This is a genomic window from Mycolicibacterium boenickei (genome assembly GCF_010731295.1).
GTDB classification, from domain to species: domain Bacteria; phylum Actinomycetota; class Actinomycetes; order Mycobacteriales; family Mycobacteriaceae; genus Mycobacterium; species Mycobacterium boenickei.
Window position 1 is genome coordinate 6,208,731 of record NZ_AP022579.1, and the last position, 17,984, is coordinate 6,226,714.

Below are 17,984 nucleotides of genomic sequence, written 5' to 3' on the forward strand. Positions count from 1 at the left end.
ATGCGCACCTACGACACCCTGATCGTCGGCGCCGGGTTCACCGGCGTCGGCACCGCCATCAAACTCATCGAGGCCGGCGTCGACGACTTCATCATCCTGGACCGTTCGGACCGGGTCGGCGGGACCTGGCGCGACAACACCTATCCCGGTGCGGCGTGCGATATTCCGTCCCTGCTGTACTCGTTCTCGTTCGTCAAGAACCCGGACTGGTCCCGGGCCTACTCACCGGCCGGTGAGATCCGCCAACACATCGAGGACATGGTCGACGCCTTCGACCTGCGCCGGCGCATCCAATTCGGGATCGAGGTGAACGGCCTGACCTTCGACGAGACCGAGGGCGTCTGGACCGTGAAGACCACGGGCCGCAGGAAGTTTCAGGCCCGCACCGTGGTGCTGGCCTCCGGCCCTCTGCCCGACCACAAGTGGCCCGACATCCGCGGGCTGGACACCTACCAGGGCCACAAGATCCACAGCGCGAACTGGGATCACGACTACGACTTCACCGGCAAGCGCGTCGCCGTCATCGGCACCGGAGCCAGTGCGGTACAGATCATCCCGGAGCTGGTGAAGACGGCAGGCTTCGTCAAGGTGTTCCAACGCACCCCGGGCTGGGTGATCCCCCGCCTGGACATCGCCACCCCACCGGCGGCGCGCAGCTTGTTCGCGAAAGTGCCTGCCGTGCAACAGCTGGCCCGCCAGATCCTGTTCTGGGGTCACGAGGCCAGTGCGACCGCGATGGTGTGGGACACCCCGCTGACGGGGCTGGTGGCCCGGCTCGGTAAGGCGCACCTGCGCCGTCAGGTCGCCGACCCGTGGCTGCGCCGCCAGCTGACCCCGGACTTCACCCCCGGCTGCAAACGCATGCTGGTCTCCAGCGATTACTATCCGGCCCTGCAGCGCGACAACTGCAAGCTGATCGATTGGCCCATCGCCACCATGAGCCCGGTGGGCATCCGCACCAGCGACGGCATCGAACACCACCTCGACGCGATCGTGTTCGCCACCGGCTTCGACGTGCACCTCACCGGTCCGCCCTACCCCGTCACCGGCCTGGGCGGCCGGTCCCTGGCCGACGAGTGGACGGGCGGCGCCCAGGCGTACAAGAGCATCAACGTCCACGGCTATCCCAACCTGTTCCTGATGACCGGGCCCAACTCCGGGCCGGGGCACAACTCGCTTCTGGTCTACGTCGAGGGGCAGATCGACTACGCGGTCACCGGCATCAGCACGATCTTGCGCAAGAATCTGCGCTACCTCGACGTACGCGCTGACGTCCAAGAGCGGCACAACACCCGGCTACAGCAGCGGCTGACGAAAACCACCTGGATGTCCGGATGCACCAGCTGGTACCTCACCGCCGACGGATTCAACGCGTCGATGTATCCCGGCACCGCCACCCAGTATCTTCGACAGATGCGGGATTTCCGGCTCGGTGACTACCACGTGGCGCGCGACGCAGCTGTCGCGATCAGCTCCTCGGCCTGATGGCGGCCAAGCAGCCCCGGCCACCGGCGGGCGCCATCTCGACGATCCTCACCGGTCTGCGTCGGGCCCCACGGCAGATCCGGCGCGGATCGCGGGACGTCATCGAAACTGCGGTGTCGCAACTCTTCGACGCCGCCGTACAGCCGCACGGCGCCGCGGCGTCCGGCGAATATCGGATCGACGAACTCGCGCGGCTGGCCGACACCACCACCCGCAACATCCGGGTGTACCGCGACCGGGGGCTGCTGCACCCGCCGCTGCGGGTGGGCCGGATCGCGCTGTTCAACGACACCCACCTGACCCGGCTGCGGCTGATCACCTCGATGCTGAACCGCGGCTACAACATCGCCCACGTGCACGAGATGCTCAGCGCCTGGGAGCAGGGCAAGGACATCGGCGACGTTCTCGGCCTGGAAGATGCCATCGCGGGCAACTGGGCCACCGAGAAGCCCGAGCGCATGCCGCTGGCCGACGCCAAACGTCTGGTCGACGACGAAGCCGGGTTCGACCGGCTCGTCGGCAACGGCGTGATCAAACTCGAAAAGACCTCAGATGAGGCGATAATCGTGCGGCCCAAGCTGATCGAGGCGTTCAACGAGGTCCGGCGATACGGCGTGCCGATCGACACCCTGATCAACGTCCACGAGCAGGTGGTGCCGCTGCTGGACCAGATCAGCTCGATCCTGGTGCAGGCCGGTGTGGAGCAGGTGTCTCAGAAGATCAAGCCCGGCGAGTCGCTGCCCGCCGATACCGAAGTGGCCGAACTGATCACGATGCTGATCCAGTTCCGTACCCAGGCCGTCTCCGCGGTGAGCGCGACACTGGCCGCCTCGATCGAGTCGACGATCGAATCGGTCGTCAGTCAGATGCTCACCGAGTACGTCGAGAAGGCCGCCGAGTAACCGGCGCCTACTCCCACTCGATGGTGCCCGGCGGCTTGCTGGTGACATCCAGCACCACCCGGTTGACCTCGGGCACCTCGTTGGTGATCCGGGTCGAAATCCGTTCCAGCACTTCGTAAGGCACCCGCGTCCAGTCCGCGGTCATGGCGTCCTCACTGGACACCGGCCGCAGCACGATCGGATGACCGTAGGTCCGTCCGTCACCTTGCACACCCACCGAGCGCACGTCGGCCAGCAGCACCACCGGGCACTGCCAGATCTGCTGATCGAGACCGGCGGCGGTGAGCTCCTCACGGGCGATGGCGTCGGCACGCCGCAGGGTGTCGAGCCGGTCGGCCGTCACCTCTCCGACGATGCGGATGCCCAGACCCGGGCCCGGGAACGGTTGGCGCCCAACGATTTCCTCGGGCAGGCCGAGCTCCCGGCCGACCGCGCGCACCTCATCCTTGAACAGCAGCCGCAGCGGCTCGACGAGCTTGAACTTCAGGTCGTCGGGCAGGCCACCGACGTTGTGGTGGCTCTTGATGTTGGCCGTGCCGGTGCCGCCACCGGATTCGACGACGTCGGGGTACAGGGTGCCCTGCACCAGGTACTCGATCTCGCCCTCGCTGGCGCCCAGGGTGTCGCGAACCACCCGCTCGAATGCCCGGATGAACTCCCGGCCGATGATCTTGCGCTTGCCCTCGGGATTGGTCACCCCGGACAGTGCCTCCAGGAAGCGATCGGCGACATCGAGGGTGACCAGCTTGGCCCCGGTCGCGGCGACGAAGTCACGCTCGACCTGCGCCCGCTCCCCGGCGCGCAGCAGGCCGTGGTCGACGAACACACACGTGAGCCGGTCGCCGATGGCGCGCTGCACCAACGCGGCCGCCACCGCGGAGTCGACACCGCCCGACAGTGCACAGATGGCCCGGCCGTCACCGATCTGGGCGCGCACCGCCTCGATCAGCTGATCGGCGATGTTGGCGGCGGTCCAGGTCGCACCGATGCCGGCGAACTCGTGCAGGAACCGGCTCAGCACCTGTTGGCCGTGCGGGGAATGCAGCACCTCGGGGTGGTACTGCACGCCGGCCAGCCGCCGCGCCCGGTTCTCGAAGCCGGCGACGGGGGCTCCGGCGCTGGAGGCGATCACATTGAAGCCTTCAGGTGCCGCGGTGACCGCGTCGCCGTGGCTCATCCAGACCGGTTGAGTGCCCGGCAGCTCGGCGTGCAGATCGCCACCGGAGACGCTCAGCTCAGTCCGCCCATATTCGCTGGTCCCGGTGTGTTCGACGGTCCCGCCGAGCGCTTGCGCCATGGCCTGGAAGCCGTAGCAGATGCCGAACACCGGGACGTCGAGATCGAACAGTGCGGGGTCGAGCCGAGGGGCACCGTCGGCGTAGACACTGGCCGGGCCGCCCGAGAGCACGATGGCCTGCGGATCCTTGGCCTTGATCTCCTCGACCGTGGTGGTGTGCGGGATGACCTCGGAGAACACCCGCGCCTCACGGACCCGGCGAGCGATCAGCTGTGCGTACTGAGCGCCGAAGTCGACGACGAGGACAGGACGGGGGGATGCAGACGTCACCGCAACAGTCTAGTGGGCAGGTCAGAGCGTGCTCGACGTGCCGGAAATGTTGAGAACCGGGTCAATGCCGAAGGCGTGTTCAAGGCCGCGTACCTCGCGGTGATTGCGCATGATGGAAGGGACGTCGGCGAAAGCGAGGACGCTGTGCTGGGCCTGCCCGAGCAGATCACCGCCTGCCTGTTCGACCTCGATGGCGTGCTGACCGATACCGCCAGCGTGCACAAGAAGGCCTGGAAGGCCATGTTCGACGACTATCTGCGCCGGCGGGCCGAACGCACCGGTGAACCCTTCGCGGCTTTCGACATCGGCGGCGACTACCTGAACTACGTCGACGGCAAGCGCAGGCAGGACGGTGTTCGGTCGTTCCTGGCCAGCCGCGGGATCGAGCTGCCCGAGGGCACGCCGGATGACGCGGCCGACGCCGACACGATCGAGGGTCTGGGCAACCGCAAGAACGCGAGGTTCCACCAGGCACTCCAGCAGGACGGAGTCGAGGTGTTCGAGGGATCGCGGCGCTATCTGGAGGCTGTCGCACAGGCCGGTCTGCGCCGGGCCGTGGTGTCGTCGAGCGCCAACACCGAGGAGGTCCTCAAGATCACCGGATTGGACACATTCATCGAGCAGCGGGTGGACGGGGTGACGATGCGCGACGAGAACCTGCCGGGCAAACCGGCGCCGGACAGCTTCCTGCGCGCCGCCGAACTTCTCGGCGTCTCCCCCGGTCAGGCCGCGGTGTTCGAGGACGCACTGGCCGGGGTGGCGGCGGGCCGGGCTGGCAAGTTCGGCTTCGTGGTCGGTGTGGACCGCGTCGGGCAAGCCGAACAGCTGCGCCGCGACGGCGCCGACGTCGTCGTCACCGACCTGGCGGAGTTGATGTAGCGCCATGATGATCACCCACGACGCGTACCCGGTGGAGCCCTGGCAGGTGCGCGAAACCCGTCTGGACCTCAACCTGCTGGCGCAGTCCGAATCGCTGTTCGCGCTGTCCAACGGCCACATCGGGTTGCGCGGCAACCTCGACGAGGGCGAGCCGTACGGCCTGCCCGGCACGTACCTGGCCGGATTCTTCGAAGTGCGCCCTTTGCCCTACGCGGAAGCGGGATTCGGCTACCCCGAGGCCGGGCAGACCGTCGTCGACGTCACCAACGGCAAGCTGCTGCGCCTGCTGGTCGATGACGAACCCTTCGACGTCCGCTACGGCGACCTGATCGACCATGAGCGCACCCTGGACCTGCGCGCCGGAACCCTGACCCGCCTCGCCCACTGGCGTTCCCCGGCCGGCAAACAGGTCCGGATTCTGTCCACCCGGCTGGTGTCGTTCGCGCACCGCGGCGTCGCCGCCATCGAGTACATCGTCGAGGCGGTCGACGAATTCGTGCGCGTGACAGTGCAATCCGAACTCGTCACCAACGAGGACCAGCCCGAGACATCGGGCGATCCCCGGGTCTCGGCAGTGCTCAAACACCCGCTGCACGCCGTCCACCACGAAAACACCGACAGCGGAGCACTTCTGGTGCACCGCACCCTCGGCAGCACAGTGATGATGGCGGCCGCGATGGACCATGACGTCGAGGTGCCCGGACGCGTGGAAGTCACTACCGACTCCCGCGACGACCTGGCCCGGACCACCGTCATCTGTGGCCTGCGGGCCGGGCAGAAGCTGCGCATCGTCAAATACCTCGGCTACGGATGGTCGAGCCTCCGGTCGCGTCCCGCCCTGCGAGATCAGGCCGCCGGGGCCATCACTGGCGCCCGCTACAGCGGGTGGCAGGGCCTGCTGGACTCCCAGCGCGCCTACCTCGACGAGTTCTGGGACTCCGCCGACGTCGAGGTCGAAGGTGACCCGGATTGCCAGCAGGCGGTGCGATTCGGCTTGTTCCACGTGCTGCAGGCCAGTGCCCGCGCCGAGCGGCGTGCCATTGCGGGCAAAGGGCTGACCGGCACGGGTTATGACGGCCATGCCTTCTGGGACACCGAGGGTTTCGTGCTTCCGGTGCTGACCTACACCAAGCCCCAGGCGGCGGCCGACGCGCTGCGGTGGCGGGCGTCCACCTTGGACCTCGCCCGAGATCGCGCGCGACAGCTCGACCTGCAGGGCGCCAGCTTCCCGTGGCGCACGATCAGGGGCGAGGAATGCTCGGCGTACTGGCCGGCCGGCACGGCCGCCTGGCACATCAATGCCGATATCGCCGCCGCGTTCGAGCGCTATCGCGTTGTCACGGGCGATGATTCGCTGGAGCAGGAGTGCGGCCTGGCGGTCCTGGTGGACACCGCCCGGTTGTGGATGTCGTTGGGGCACCATGACCGCCACGGGGTCTGGCATCTGGACGGCGTGACCGGACCCGACGAGTACACCGCGGTGGTGCGCGACAACGTCTTCACCAACCTCATGGCCGCACACAACCTGCGGGTGGCCGTCGACGCCTGCACCCGCCATCCCGACGCGTCCTACTCGATGGGCGTGACCACCGAGGAGACTGCGGCCTGGCGCGACGCCGCCGATGCCGCCCACATCCCCTACGACGACGAACTGGGTGTGCACCCCCAGTGCCAGGGCTTCACCACGCTGGCCGAATGGGACTTCTCGGCCAACACCTCCTATCCGCTGCTGCTGCACGAGCCCTACGTCCGGCTCTACCCGGCCCAGGTGCTCAAACAGGCCGACCTGGTGCTGGCCATGCAGTGGCAGAGCCACGCGTTCACCCCCGAACAGAAGGCCCGCAACGTCGACTACTACGAGCGGCGCACCACCAGGGACTCGTCGTTGTCGGCATGCACCCAGGCGGTGATGTGCGCCGAAGTGGGGCACCTGGAGCTGGCGCACGACTACGCCTACGAGGCCGCGCTGATCGATCTGCGTGATCTGCACCAGAACACCCGCGACGGCCTGCACATGGCCTCACTGGCCGGGGCGTGGACCGCGCTGGTGGCCGGATTCGGCGGGTTGCGCGACGATGAGGGCATCCTGTCGCTCGATCCCCACTTGCCCGACGGCATCTCGTGTCTGCGATTCCGGTTGCGGTGGAAGGATTTCCGCCTGACAGTGGACGCTCATCACGACACCGTCACCTACACGTTGCGCGACGGGCCCGACGGGTCGCTGACGATTCGTCACGCCGGAGACGACGTGGTGCTCAACACCGGTGGGCCGACCACCGTCGCGGTCAGGCCCCGGCATCCGATGCTGCCCGCCCCACCGCAGCCGGCCGGCCGGGAGCCGGTACGCCGTCGCGCCGGCCACTCCGACCACTGACGATCGCCCCGGCGGGGTTTGGAATCCGCGCATCACGGGGTACCCGGCTCCCGTACGTCACGGCGGTGGCGTCGCTGCGCGGCGCTCACCGCTGAACAGCGAAAGGAGCGTGGGGTGACCGGTACCCAGCCCAAGCCGACAACCACCGACGCCGGAATCCCGGTATACAGCGACGAACACTCGTTGACGGTCGGTCCCGACGGGCCGATCCTGCTGCAGGATCACTACCTGATCGAGCAGATGGCGATGTTCAACCGGGAGCGCATTCCGGAGCGCCAGCCACACGCCAAGGGCGGTGGCGCATTCGGTCATTTCGAGGTGACCCACGATGTCAGCGCCTACACCAAGGCCGCGGTGTTCCAGCCGGGCGTCAAGACCGAGACTTTGACCCGGTTCTCGACCGTGGCCGGTGAACGGGGCAGCCCAGACACCTGGCGCGACCCTCGCGGGTTCGCGACCAAGTTCTACACCACCGAGGGCAATTTCGACATGGTCGGCAACAACACCCCGGTGTTCTTCATGCGGGACCCGTTGAAGTTCCAGCACTTCATCCGCTCGCAGAAGCGGCGATCCGACAACAACACCCGCGATCACGACATGCAGTGGGATTTCTGGACGCTTTCGCCGGAATCCGCGCACCAAGTCACCTGGCTGATGGGTGACCGCGGCATCCCGAAAGACTGGCGGCACATGAACGGCTACTCCAGTCACACCTACAGCTGGATCAACGCCGCCGGAGAAATCACCTGGGTGAAGTACCACTTCATCACCAACCAGGGCATCGACTTCCTCACCCAGGAGGAAGCCGACCGCATGGCCGGCGTCGACGGCGATGCCCATCAGCGTGATCTGTACGACTCGATCGACCGCGGCGACTTCCCGAGCTGGACGCTGAAGGTGCAGCTCATGCCGTTCGAGGACGCCAAGGACTACCGGTTCAACCCGTTCGACCTGACCAAGGTGTGGCCGCACGGCGACTACCCGCTGCACGATGTCGGCACGCTGACGCTGGACCGCAACGTCACCGACTATCACACCGAGATCGAGCAGGCCGCGTTCGAGCCGAACAACCGGGTGGCCGGCACCGGTCTGAGTCCCGACAAGATGCTGTTGGCCCGCGACTTCTCCTACGCCGACGCCCACCGTCACCGGCTCGGGACCAACTACAAGCAGATCCCGGTGAACGCGCCGAAGGTCGAGGTCAACAGCTACTCGAAGGACGGCGCGATGCGGATCAAGAATGTGACCGATCCGGTGTACGCACCGAACTCCTACGGCGGGCCGCAGGCCGATCCGGCGCGTACCGGCGAATCGGTCTGGCGCGCCGACGGCGACATGGTGCGCGCGGCTTACACGCTGCACGCCGAGGACGACGATTGGGGCCAGGCGGGAACCATGGTGCGCGACGTGCTCGACGACGCGGCGCGGGCCCGGCTGGTCTCCAACATCGCCGGCCATCTGTCGAAGGGCGTCTCACAGCAGGTCCTGGAACGGGCCTTCGAGTATTGGAAGAACGTCGACAAGCAGTTGGGCGAGAAGGTCGAGGCCGAGTTCAACAGGGGCGGCTGACCCGGGCGCGACCGTTGGATGCGCGCCTGATCAGCGGTCCATCCACGCTGGGGCCCACACGTCGTCCGCGGCTGGCGGCCCGGAAATGCGCAGGTGGTCGCGCAGCGCGGCCAGAACGGGGTGCGGGTCTCCCGTGCGGTACAGCAGCACGTGCGGGTAGACCGGCGTCGGGTTGTGCAACGGGATGCGCCGTAGGTCGTGGGCCTGAGGCCACAGGTACCGGTCCCCGCGTCCGACGAGGGTGGCCAGCGAGCGCGAGTCAGCGAGCGCGTCCATCAGGGCCTCGTCACCGAAGTTGGGGCCGAGCGCGTCGATGCTCAGACCGAAGTCATCAGACAGCGCCTGGTAGAACGACGCCCACTCGGTGCCGGGCCTGATCCCCGGGATCCAGATCCGGTGGCCGGCCAGGTCCGCCGGCCTGACTCGCGGTGCGTTGGCCAATGAGTGGCCGGGTCCGACCATGAGCTCCAGGGGCGTGTCCAAGAGTCGTTCGGTGCTGATCCCGATCGGAACGTCGCCCTCGGCCAAAGCCCGGAAGGACGCGTCGATCGTCCCTTCGAGTACTGCACGGGCCGCCTGGACAGCGTTCTCGTTGCTCAGAGTGACCGCGTCGAGGTTCATCTCGGGGTGGCACCGGTAGAACCGGTAGACGGTCTGGGCAGGGGCGATGCGCCGGTTGAGGACGTCGATGCGCAAGGGCCGGCTACCGGGGCGCACAGCCAGCTCGGCCTGCTCGACGGCGGTGAGGACCTTCTTGGCGTGCGGCAAGAAGACCTGCCCGTCCAGGCTCAGCCGCGCGCCGCGGGTGGTCCGCACCAGGAGCGTGACCCCGAGGTGTTTCTCCAGGGCTGCAATCCGCTTGGAGGCCGCCTGCTGGCTGATTCCGAGCTCGTCCGCCGCCGCCTGGAACTGGCCCGTCTCCGCGACGGCCACAAACGTCCGCATCGCCGCAACGTCCACACTCCCACCCTAGTTTCACAACTATTGGTTGTTCAGATTGGTCCTGAAGTTGTTTGATCACGCCGAGTTCGAGGTGGTGGGATCTGTGCATGTCCACTCGCCAGAAGCAGATCATCTACGTTCAATCACCTGAATTTGCAACATATATGGAGCGAGTCGTACGGGTGACCGACGCGACGTCGCGGCTGAACATGCTGCCGTTCAGCGACTGCGAAGGTCGCGCTGAACTACTTTCGGTTGTGTTCGGCGGTGCGCTCCCGGAGTCGGTGACGATCTACCCGCCGTTCTTCACCGAGTGCGGGCTGAACACATCGTTCGGGGAGAACGTCTTCGTCAACCAAGGCTGCACGTTCATGGACAAGGGCGGTATCCGTATCGGCAACGGTGTCATGATCGCCCCGAAGGTCAGTCTCGTCACCGGGGGCCACCCGTTGCCGCTCGCCGAGCGCCGCGAGTACCTCTCCCTCGCCCCAATCGTCATCGAAGACGATGTCTGGATCGGTGCGGGAGCCACGATCACGCAAGGGGTCACCATCGGTGCGGGGGCCGTGGTCGCTGCCGGTGCGGTGGTCACTCGCGATGTTCCAGCGCACACCCTGGTCGCCGGAGTCCCCGCCCGGACGATCAAGACGATCGACTCGAGCCCGTCTCAGTGATCCGCGGCACCGGGGTCCAGGATCCGAGCAATCTCGGTGCCCAGCGCAGCGCGCACGTCCTCGTCGCCGAGTGAGTCCAGGCCGGTCGCTGACTTGAGGAAGGGTTCGAAGAAGCGCCAGCCCAGTTGCAGCGCAACGGCATTGGCGACCGCGATTCGCCCACTGCGCTCGTCTTGGAACTGAGGCAGGACCTGCCCGAGCAGCCTCGTGACACCCGGAAACCGGGTCTGCAACCGGCCGATCGGGTAACCGTCGAGCAGGGCCCGGGCCATCACGCGCATGTGCAGGTCCATGTTCTGCTCGATCTCGTCAGCCGGGCCGCCGTCGTCCAACAGAGTGGTGAGCCGCCCGCCGAGGTGATCGAGGACCGCGCCCACCAGTTGCTCCTTGGTGCCGAAATGCCGGTAGATCAACCCGTGATTGACCTTGGACCGCGACGCGATGTCCCGGATCGATGTGGCCGACACCCCGCGCTCGGCGAACAACTCGGCCGCCGCGGACAGCGCGGCCGCCACCACCTCGTCCCGGCCCACCGGGTTCGCCGGATCTTTCGCCGGTGGCGTGGGTGTAGTCACGTGGCTACACTAGCCCACATGCAGGTGTAGTCACCTGACTACAGTTGTTCCCACCAGCGAAAAGGACAAGCCGATGACTGCTTCCACCACCGCTCCCCTCACCGTCAAGAAGCTCGGCAGCCGCATCGGCGCCCGGATCGAGGGCGTCCAGCTCGGCGGGAATCTCGATGCGAGCACGGTCGCCGAGATCCGGCGCGCCCTGCTGCAGCACAAGGTGATCTTCTTCGGCGGTCAGCACCACCTCACCGATGAGGAACAGAACGCATTCGCCCGGCTACTGGGGCGGCCGATCGGCCACCACGCGCTCAAGTCGGACGACGCCCCGCTGATCACGCCGATCGATTCCGAGTACGCCAAGGCCACCCGTTGGCACACCGACGTCACGTTCGTGCCTGACTATCCCGCCATCTCGATCCTGCGGGCGGTGACGCTGCCCGAGTACGGCGGGTCGACCCTGTGGGCCTCCACCGCAGCCGCCTACGACCAGCTGCCCGCACCGCTCAAGGCACTCACCGAAAACCTGTGGGCCGTCCACAGCAACCGCTTCGATTACGCCGCGGCAGCAGCCATCGCACTCAGCGAAGAACAGCAGCAGATGCGGGCCGCGTTCGAGAAGCCCGATTTCCGCACCGAGCACCCCGTGGTGCGGGTGCACCCGGAGACCGGCGAGCGCGCCCTGGTGGCCGGCGACTTCACCCGCGGTTTCCTCGGCCTGGACAGTCACGAGTCCGCCACCCTGCTGGAGTTGCTGCAGCGGCGAATCACCGCGCCGGAGAACACCGTTCGCTGGAACTGGACGCTCGGGGACGTCGCGATCTGGGACAACCGCGCCACCCAGCACCGTGCGGTCGACGACTACGACAACCAGCGCCGGGTGATGCACCGGGTGACGCTCGCCGGTGAGGTGCCCGTCGATGTCCACGGGCAGCCCAGCCGGCCGCTGGCAGATGCCGCTCTGCTGCAGGCGGTCTGACTCACATCTTGATCGCGGGCATCAGCCTGGTCATGTTCCACAGTCGGTTACGCCGGGCCGACAACGACGAGATGGTCAGCGCACCGGCCCAGATCACCAGCAGCGTGATGATCGCCTGCCAGAGCCGGTGATCGATCCCGCCGAGAATGAGCTGACGTAATCCGTTGACGCCGTATGTCATCGGGTCGTAGTTGTGGAACACCTGGAACGGCCGTGACGTGGTTTCCACCGGGTACATGCCGCCGGCGCTGACCAGTTGGAGCATGAGCAGGGCCATCAGCAGCACCCGCCCCACCGCGGGGCCGACGAGGGCGTTGATCGCCTGCGTCGCGGCGACGAAGGTGCAGGACACCAGCATCATGAAGGCCAGCATCGCGACCGGATGGGCCACCTGCATGCCGAGGGCGAAGCGCACCACGCAATACAGGATGACCGCTTGGAACAGGCCGATCACCGCGGCGGGCAGATAGCTGGCGAGTACCACGCGGATCGCAAGCACCTCCGCGGCGATCGGACGGTTCTGCAACGGACGCAACACCATCCACAGCACGAGCGCACCGAAGAAGAGGGCGAGTGTGATGAAGAACGGAGCCATTCCCGTGCCGAAATTGGGCGCGGCGTTCTCGGCCGAATTCTGCAGGTGAACGGGGCCGCCGATGGTGTCGGCGATCGCCGCCTTCTGCGCGGGTGTCCAGTCGGGCACCTGCCCGGCGCCGTCGGCGAGCTTGGTCGCCAACTCGGCCGAGCCTGAACGCAACTGGGCGGTGCCCGATTTCAGCTGGCCGGCGCCGGTGTCGAGTTTGGCTATCCCACTGGCCAATTCGGCGTTGCCAGAAGCCAGTTGCTGAGCACCGCTGCGCAGCTGGTTCAGCTTGGCATTGAGGTCTGAGTTCTTACTGCCCACCTGATCGAGCGCGGTGTTCAGCGGGCTACCAGGGTTACGCAGCGACGACGTCATCGAGATGGCCGCATTCTCGGCGTCGGTGAGCTGCTGCCGGATCTGCGGGGTGAACTGGTGAGCCCGAAGGTCGTCCTGAACACCCCGCAGCGTTCCGGCCGCGTTGTTGGCGATCGGATCCGGGCTGGCCGACAGTTGATCGATCACCGAGGTCAACGCTGTCGCAGCGGAATCCTGCGCCCCGGTGATGGCACCGATCTGATCATTGGCCTGCCGCAGCGCAGCGGTGCCGTCCTCCAGTTTCTGGGTGTCGCCACCAACCTTCGAGAGTGCGGATGTCACCGCGACCAGTGGATCGGTGGCCTTGGTGATCCCATCCGAGAGCTGCTTGGCACCGGTGGCCAACTGGGCCGAGCCGGACCGGGCGCTGTGCAGCCCCGTCGCCAGTTGACCGGCCCCGTCGTCGACTTTCACTGCGCCGTCGGCGAGTTGGGCCGCACCGTCGGCGGCCTGCTTGATCCCGGCACCCGAGCTGACCACGACCGACAGCACCTGATTGACCGCCTGGCCCGAGATCCGCGTCGACACCGCATTGAGCACCTGATCGATCGCGGTGCGACCGATGTTCGACGAGATGTAGTTGTTGGCGTCGTTGTAGACCGCATTCAGGTTGGCCTGCTTGGGGTTACCGGTCAGCGGTGACGCGATCGCCTCGCTGAAATCGGCAGGCAGTTCGAGCATGAAGTAGTACTGGCCGTGCTCGACACCCTGCCGCGCCTCGTCGGCATCCACCACATGCCAGTTCAGGCTGGCGTCGTCGGTCAAGCTCTTGGCGATCTCGGAGCCGACATTGATGTGTTGGCCCGAAACTACCGCGCCCTGGTCCGAATTGACCAGCGCCACCGGCATTTTGTCGACCTGCCCGAACGGGTCCCAGTACGCCCACAGGTACAGCGCGCCGTACACGAGCGGCAGCAGCATCAGCACCACGATGGCGGCGCGGGTCATCCGGCTGCGGCCGAAGCGTTTGATTTCTGAGCCGAAGGCGAGCCCGGCGGCCGGGGATGAGCCGCTTGCGCGAAGACCATCCAGCCTGGATGAGCCGCTTGCGCGAAGACCATTCAGTCTGGATGAGCCGCTTGCGCGAAGTCGATTCAGCATCAGGAGTTCTTTCCGGTGAGAATGCGGTGGTCGTGCAGCCCGTGGTCGGGGGCCTCGTCACCGAGCGGATTGGTCACGCCGACAACGACGCTGCGTTGGGTGGCGACGGCACCGAGTCGTTCGATCGCGATCGCCCGGCGCGAGTTGTCCCTGACCTGTTCGAGATCGCCGACCACCAGGATCGGACGATTCGAGAAGAGCGCCAGGGTGACCTTCAGCAGGAACAGGTCGAGATCGGACAGTTCGCTGATGTAGGTCTCGGGCGCGGGCGGCGTCAACGCTCCGAAGACCTCTCGCAAGGCGGATTCGCCTGCCTCGATCGGCACCCGGCGGTACCACGGGGCCAGCCAGCGACGCTGCTCGGCGAGCACCGTCTGGACGGTGACCGAGTCCTCCAGCTCATCGATGTCGGCGAACGCCGCGATCGCGCAGTGGCGCCGAATCGCTTTCGGGTCCGTCTCGCCGCAGACCGTCACCGTGCCGTGGGTGGGCTTGAGCCGTCCGGCCAGCGTCAGCAGCAGCGCGGTCTGCCCCCAACCGCCCGGCATCTGGATGGCGTGGAATCCCGGTGTGAGCTCGAGCTCGATGTCGGTGAACAGCGGCCCATGCTCGCCGTCCACCCCAAGCCCGGCCGCGATGATCTGCGGCGCGTCTCGCGCGTCGTCCTCCTCGGGCACCTCAGACGCGTCATCCCCCTCGGGCACCTGGGTGTCCTCGGCGTCGTCCCTGTCTTCCATCTCCGGCCTTTCGATACTCACTGGTATCCATACGATACTAGCGAGTATTGTGTTGGTCATGTCGGCTGTCAAACCCACCCGCACCCGGCCCACCCGTGACGAGGTGCGTGACCGGATCCTGGACGCAGCACTCAAGGTTTTCGCGGCCGAGGGATTCGCCGGCGCCACCATCGACGCCATCGGTCACGCCGCGGGATTCACCAAAGGCGCGGTGTATTCCAACTTCGAATCCAAGGACGAGTTGTTCCTGGCGCTGTTGGACCGCCAGTTCGAGAGTCGCGGAGCCCTCATCGCCACCGCGCTCGACAGTGGCCAAGGCGACACCGCGACAATCGCTGCGGCGTTGAGCCGGTCGACGCTCGACTCGATACACGACCAGACCGAGTACCAGATCGTGCTGATCGAGTACTGGCTGCGCGCGATTCGTGATCCCCAGCTGCGGGAACGCCTGGTGGCCCGTCGCCGGGCGGCGGCCGATCAGGCCCTGCACATCGTCGAACAGGCCGGAACGAGCCTGCCCGGTCACCAGCTGGCGGCGCTGGCCCAACTCGTGGTCACCATCATCTCCGGCATCGCCACCGAGGAAGTGCTGCAACCGGGGACGGTCGACATCGACACCCTCACCCGGCTGTTCACCGCGCTGCTGGAATCCTCCCCCGTGGCCGCGCGGTAACGGCTCACGCCAGTTTCTTGTGCACCGGGCGCCCGCCGGTGGCCTCGAAGATCACCCGGCTGCCGATCTCGACTGCGTGATCGGCGTACCGCTCGTAGTAGCGGCCCAACAAGGCGACGTCGACGGCCGAGCACACCCCGTCCTCCCACCGACGGTCCAGCAGCAGGGTGAACAGGTGACGATGCTCGGTGTCGACGGCGTCGTCCTCATCGCGCAGGCGTGCCGCGGCGTCCGGATCGCGTGACACCAGCACCTCCTGTGCCGTCTGCGCCAACCGCACCGCCTGCGATCCCATTTCGGTGAAACTCGCGCGCACCTCATCGGGCAATGCGCACTCGGGATGACGCAACCGGGAGATGTCGGCGACGTGCACCGCGAGCGCGCCCATTCGGTCGATATCAGCCGCGATGTGCATCGACCCGACGATGGTGCGCAATTCGCTGGCCACCGGCTGCTGCAGGACCAACAGCCGAAACGCCGACTCCTCGATGCGACGGTTGTAGGCGGCGATGTGTTCGTGATCGGCGATGACCTGCTCGGCCAGCGACAGGTCGGAGTCGAGCAGGGCCGCGTTGGCCCGCTGCATCGCGCTCACCGCCAACTCGCACATCTCGGCGAGTTGAGTGCACAACGCCGTCAACTCGTCGTGGAACGCCTTCCGCATGTGCCAAACCCCTCCCGGCCGGACCTCGCCGCCCGGCGAGGGTTGGATACCCGGAACGGGGCGAGAGTTAACCGCCCGAGTTGACCGGCTCGATCGGCAGCCGCCGCAGCCCGGCGGGCGCCTCGGCTGGCACCACGGGATGCTCGGGCGCGATCGGCGCCAGTTTCCGGTACGGCTCATTCTGCGCCGGGCGCTGGTCGTCCTGCCCCTTGTTCGGCCACAACGACGCCGCGCGTTCCGCTTGGGCGGTGATCGACAGCGACGGATTCACCCCGAGGTTCGCCGAGATCGCCGCACCGTCCATGACGTACAGGGTCGGGTAGTTGTAGACGCGTTGGTACGGATCGATGACGCCGTGCTCGGCACTGTCGCCGATGGCGGCCCCACCCAGGAAGTGCGCGGTGAGCGGGATGTTGAACAACTCGCCCCAGGTGCCGCCCGCGACGCCGTCGACCTTCTCCGCCATCCGCCGGGTGAACTCGTTCCCCACCGGGATCCACGTCGGATTCGGCTCGCCGTGGCCCTGTTTGGACGTCATGATCCGCTTGCCGCCGGGCCCACGCTTGGTGAAGGTGGTGATCGAGTTGTCCAGGTGCTGCATCACCAGGGCGATGACCGTCCGTTCACTCCAGCGGGCCGGGTTCAGCAGCCGGATCAACAGCCCTGGCCGCTCACGGCCCTGGTCCAGGAACTGCCGCCAGCGCGGCACATCGGTGCCCTGCGGCCCGGTGCCGTCGGTCATCAGGGTCTGCAGCAGCCCCATCGCGTTGGAACCCTTGCCGTAGCGCACCGGCTCGACGTGAGTGTCGGCGGTGGGATGCACCGAGGAGGTGATGGCCACACCGTGGGTGAGATCCAGATCCTCCGGCACCGTCAGGGTCTGGGCGCCCACGATGGACTCGGAGTTGGTACGGGTCAGCACGCCCAGACGAGAGGACAACTTCGCCAACTTGCCGGTGTCCCGCATCTTGAACAGCAGCTTCTGGGTGTTGTACGTCCCGGCCGCCAGGATCAGGTGTGTCGCGGTGAAGGTCTTGCGACGACGACGCAGCTTGCTGCCGGTACGGACAGTGGTGACCTCCCACAGACCGTCGGCGCGCTGTTCGAAGTTCGTCACCGTGGTCATCGGATGCACTTGTGCCCCAGCCGATTCCGCGAGCCCGAGGTAGTTCTTGACGAGCGTGTTCTTGGCACCGTGCCGACAACCGGTCATGCATTCCCCACACTCGATGCACCCGGTGCGGGCCGGACCGACTCCGCCGAAGAACGGGTCCGGCACGGTCTTGCCCGGCGTCATCTCACCGTCGAGGCCGAAGAACACCCCGACCGGAGTGGAGACGAAGGTGTCGCCGCAGCCCATGTCGTCGGCGACCTCTTTGACGATGCGGTCCGCGTCGGTGAAGGTCGGGTTCTTCACCACGCCGAGCATCCGCTGAGCCTGGTCGTAGTGCGGCATCAGCTCGGCCCGCCAGTCGGTGATGTCCTTCCACTGCGGGTCGTTGAAGAACGGGTCCGGCGGCACGTAGAGGGTGTTGGCGTAGTTCAGCGATCCGCCGCCCACGCCCGCACCGGCCAGGATCATCACGTTGCGCAGCAGGTGGATGCGCTGGATGCCGTACATGCCCAACTGCGGCGCCCACAAGAACTTGCGCAGATCCCACGAGGTCTTGGCGAAGTCCGCGTCCGTGAACCGCTGGCCGGCTTCGAGTACACCGACTCGATAGCCCTTCTCCGTCAGCCGTAGCGCGCTCACGCTGCCGCCGAATCCAGAACCGATCACCAAGACGTCGTAGTCAGGCTTCATGTGATCAGTATGACGCTACCGATAGGTAACTTCTAGACAGGAGGGCCTAACTTGTAAAGAAGAGTTTGTCCCCAGCGGACGTAGACGCGCGCCGGTTTCTACCGGAG

15 protein-coding genes are annotated in these 17,984 nt (G+C 66.7%); 8 read left to right on the forward strand and 7 right to left on the reverse strand.

Going from position 1 to position 17,984, the window contains the following annotated elements; translation table 11 throughout:
* Together G6N57_RS29755 and G6N57_RS29760 are read left to right on the forward strand one after the other, a co-directional pair.
* The gene (locus tag G6N57_RS29755) at window positions 1-1,485 is read left to right on the forward strand and encodes a flavin-containing monooxygenase (protein WP_077743959.1); all 1,485 of its coding nucleotides are present in this window, start codon (window positions 1-3) and stop codon (window positions 1,483-1,485) included.
* Window positions 1,485-2,387 carry a MerR family transcriptional regulator gene (locus G6N57_RS29760; protein ID WP_077743960.1) on the forward strand — a complete coding sequence of 301 codons (903 nt, stop codon included), beginning with the start codon at window positions 1,485-1,487 and terminating at the stop codon, window positions 2,385-2,387. Before G6N57_RS29755 ends, G6N57_RS29760 begins: the two co-directional genes overlap by 1 nt.
* Before the next feature lie 7 nt (window positions 2,388-2,394).
* Here the strand turns inward: G6N57_RS29760 and guaA are convergent, their stop codons facing one another.
* The gene (gene guaA / locus G6N57_RS29765; protein WP_077743961.1) at window positions 2,395-3,954 is read right to left on the reverse strand and encodes a glutamine-hydrolyzing GMP synthase; all 1,560 of its coding nucleotides are present in this window, start codon (window positions 3,952-3,954) and stop codon (window positions 2,395-2,397) included.
* 144 nt (window positions 3,955-4,098) lie between these two features.
* Between guaA and G6N57_RS29770 the strand changes: the two genes are divergently transcribed.
* The 3 genes from G6N57_RS29770 (at window position 4,099) to G6N57_RS29780 (ending at window position 8,776) form a co-directional block, all read left to right on the forward strand.
* Window positions 4,099-4,833, forward strand: coding sequence for a beta-phosphoglucomutase family hydrolase (locus tag G6N57_RS29770; protein ID WP_077743977.1), 735 nt, complete (start codon window positions 4,099-4,101; stop codon window positions 4,831-4,833).
* A gap of 7 nt (window positions 4,834-4,840) precedes the next feature.
* The gene (locus G6N57_RS29775; RefSeq protein WP_077743978.1) at window positions 4,841-7,207 is read left to right on the forward strand and encodes a glycoside hydrolase family 65 protein; all 2,367 of its coding nucleotides are present in this window, start codon (window positions 4,841-4,843) and stop codon (window positions 7,205-7,207) included.
* A 114-nt stretch (window positions 7,208-7,321) separates the two neighbouring features.
* Entirely contained in the window at window positions 7,322-8,776 is a 1,455-nt protein-coding gene (locus tag G6N57_RS29780) for a catalase (RefSeq protein WP_077743962.1), read from the forward strand.
* Between the two features lie 30 nt (window positions 8,777-8,806).
* Here G6N57_RS29780 and G6N57_RS29785 read toward each other — a convergent pair whose 3' ends face one another.
* The gene (locus G6N57_RS29785) at window positions 8,807-9,736 is read right to left on the reverse strand and encodes a LysR family transcriptional regulator (RefSeq protein WP_077743963.1); all 930 of its coding nucleotides are present in this window, start codon (window positions 9,734-9,736) and stop codon (window positions 8,807-8,809) included.
* 164 nt (window positions 9,737-9,900) lie between these two features.
* Here G6N57_RS29785 and G6N57_RS29790 point away from each other — a divergent pair, with 164 nt between their 5' ends.
* Window positions 9,901-10,392 (forward strand): DapH/DapD/GlmU-related protein, encoded by a 492-nt coding sequence (locus G6N57_RS29790; RefSeq protein WP_220096901.1) that lies wholly within the window; start codon window positions 9,901-9,903, stop codon window positions 10,390-10,392.
* Here the strand turns inward: G6N57_RS29790 and G6N57_RS29795 are convergent.
* The gene (locus G6N57_RS29795) at window positions 10,386-10,967 is read right to left on the reverse strand and encodes a TetR/AcrR family transcriptional regulator (protein ID WP_077743964.1); all 582 of its coding nucleotides are present in this window, start codon (window positions 10,965-10,967) and stop codon (window positions 10,386-10,388) included. The genes G6N57_RS29790 and G6N57_RS29795 overlap by 7 nt on opposite strands.
* A gap of 73 nt (window positions 10,968-11,040) precedes the next feature.
* Between G6N57_RS29795 and G6N57_RS29800 the strand changes: the two genes are divergently transcribed.
* A complete protein-coding gene (locus tag G6N57_RS29800; RefSeq protein WP_077743965.1) occupies window positions 11,041-11,940 on the forward strand; it encodes a TauD/TfdA dioxygenase family protein in 900 nt (299 codons plus the stop codon).
* A 1-nt stretch (window position 11,941) separates the two neighbouring features.
* Here G6N57_RS29800 and G6N57_RS29805 read toward each other — a convergent pair whose 3' ends face one another.
* Both G6N57_RS29805 and G6N57_RS29810 read right to left on the reverse strand, forming a co-directional pair.
* Window positions 11,942-13,846, reverse strand: coding sequence for a YhgE/Pip domain-containing protein (locus G6N57_RS29805; RefSeq protein ID WP_077743966.1), 1,905 nt, complete (start codon window positions 13,844-13,846; stop codon window positions 11,942-11,944).
* Window positions 13,847-13,998: 152 nt separating this feature from the next.
* On the reverse strand, window positions 13,999-14,736 hold the full coding sequence (locus G6N57_RS29810; RefSeq protein WP_077743967.1) for a P-loop NTPase family protein: 738 nt from the start codon (window positions 14,734-14,736) through the stop codon (window positions 13,999-14,001).
* Window positions 14,737-14,782: 46 nt separating this feature from the next.
* Here G6N57_RS29810 and G6N57_RS29815 point away from each other — a divergent pair, with 46 nt between their 5' ends.
* Window positions 14,783-15,409 (forward strand): TetR/AcrR family transcriptional regulator, encoded by a 627-nt coding sequence (locus tag G6N57_RS29815; protein ID WP_077743980.1) that lies wholly within the window; start codon window positions 14,783-14,785, stop codon window positions 15,407-15,409.
* 4 nt (window positions 15,410-15,413) lie between these two features.
* On the opposite strand, the gene phoU is transcribed toward G6N57_RS29815, so the two are convergent.
* Both phoU and G6N57_RS29825 read right to left on the reverse strand, forming a co-directional pair.
* Window positions 15,414-16,073 (reverse strand): phosphate signaling complex protein PhoU, encoded by a 660-nt coding sequence (gene phoU, locus G6N57_RS29820; protein WP_077743968.1) that lies wholly within the window; start codon window positions 16,071-16,073, stop codon window positions 15,414-15,416.
* A 67-nt stretch (window positions 16,074-16,140) separates the two neighbouring features.
* Complete coding sequence (locus tag G6N57_RS29825; RefSeq protein ID WP_077743969.1) at window positions 16,141-17,877, reverse strand: GMC oxidoreductase; 1,737 nt, start codon at window positions 17,875-17,877, stop codon at window positions 16,141-16,143.
* Between the last annotated feature and the right edge of the window lie 107 nt (window positions 17,878-17,984).

Excerpts from the sequence above, each read along its gene's own strand:
- G6N57_RS29755 (WP_077743959.1), top strand. The coding sequence starts at position 1 with ATGCGCACCTACGACACCCTGATCGTCGGCGCCGGGTTCACCGGCGTC.
- G6N57_RS29760 (WP_077743960.1), top strand. The coding sequence starts at position 1,485 with ATGGCGGCCAAGCAGCCCCGGCCACCGGCGGGCGCCATCTCGACGATC.
- G6N57_RS29775 (WP_077743978.1), top strand. The coding sequence starts at position 4,841 with ATGATCACCCACGACGCGTACCCGGTGGAGCCCTGGCAGGTGCGCGAA.
- G6N57_RS29800 (WP_077743965.1), top strand. The coding sequence starts at position 11,041 with ATGACTGCTTCCACCACCGCTCCCCTCACCGTCAAGAAGCTCGGCAGC.
- G6N57_RS29805 (WP_077743966.1), bottom strand. The coding sequence starts at position 13,846 with ATGACCCGCGCCGCCATCGTGGTGCTGATGCTGCTGCCGCTCGTGTAC.
- G6N57_RS29810 (WP_077743967.1), bottom strand. The coding sequence starts at position 14,736 with ATGGAAGACAGGGACGACGCCGAGGACACCCAGGTGCCCGAGGGGGAT.
- phoU (WP_077743968.1), bottom strand. The coding sequence starts at position 16,073 with ATGCGGAAGGCGTTCCACGACGAGTTGACGGCGTTGTGCACTCAACTC.
- G6N57_RS29825 (WP_077743969.1), bottom strand. The coding sequence starts at position 17,877 with ATGAAGCCTGACTACGACGTCTTGGTGATCGGTTCTGGATTCGGCGGC.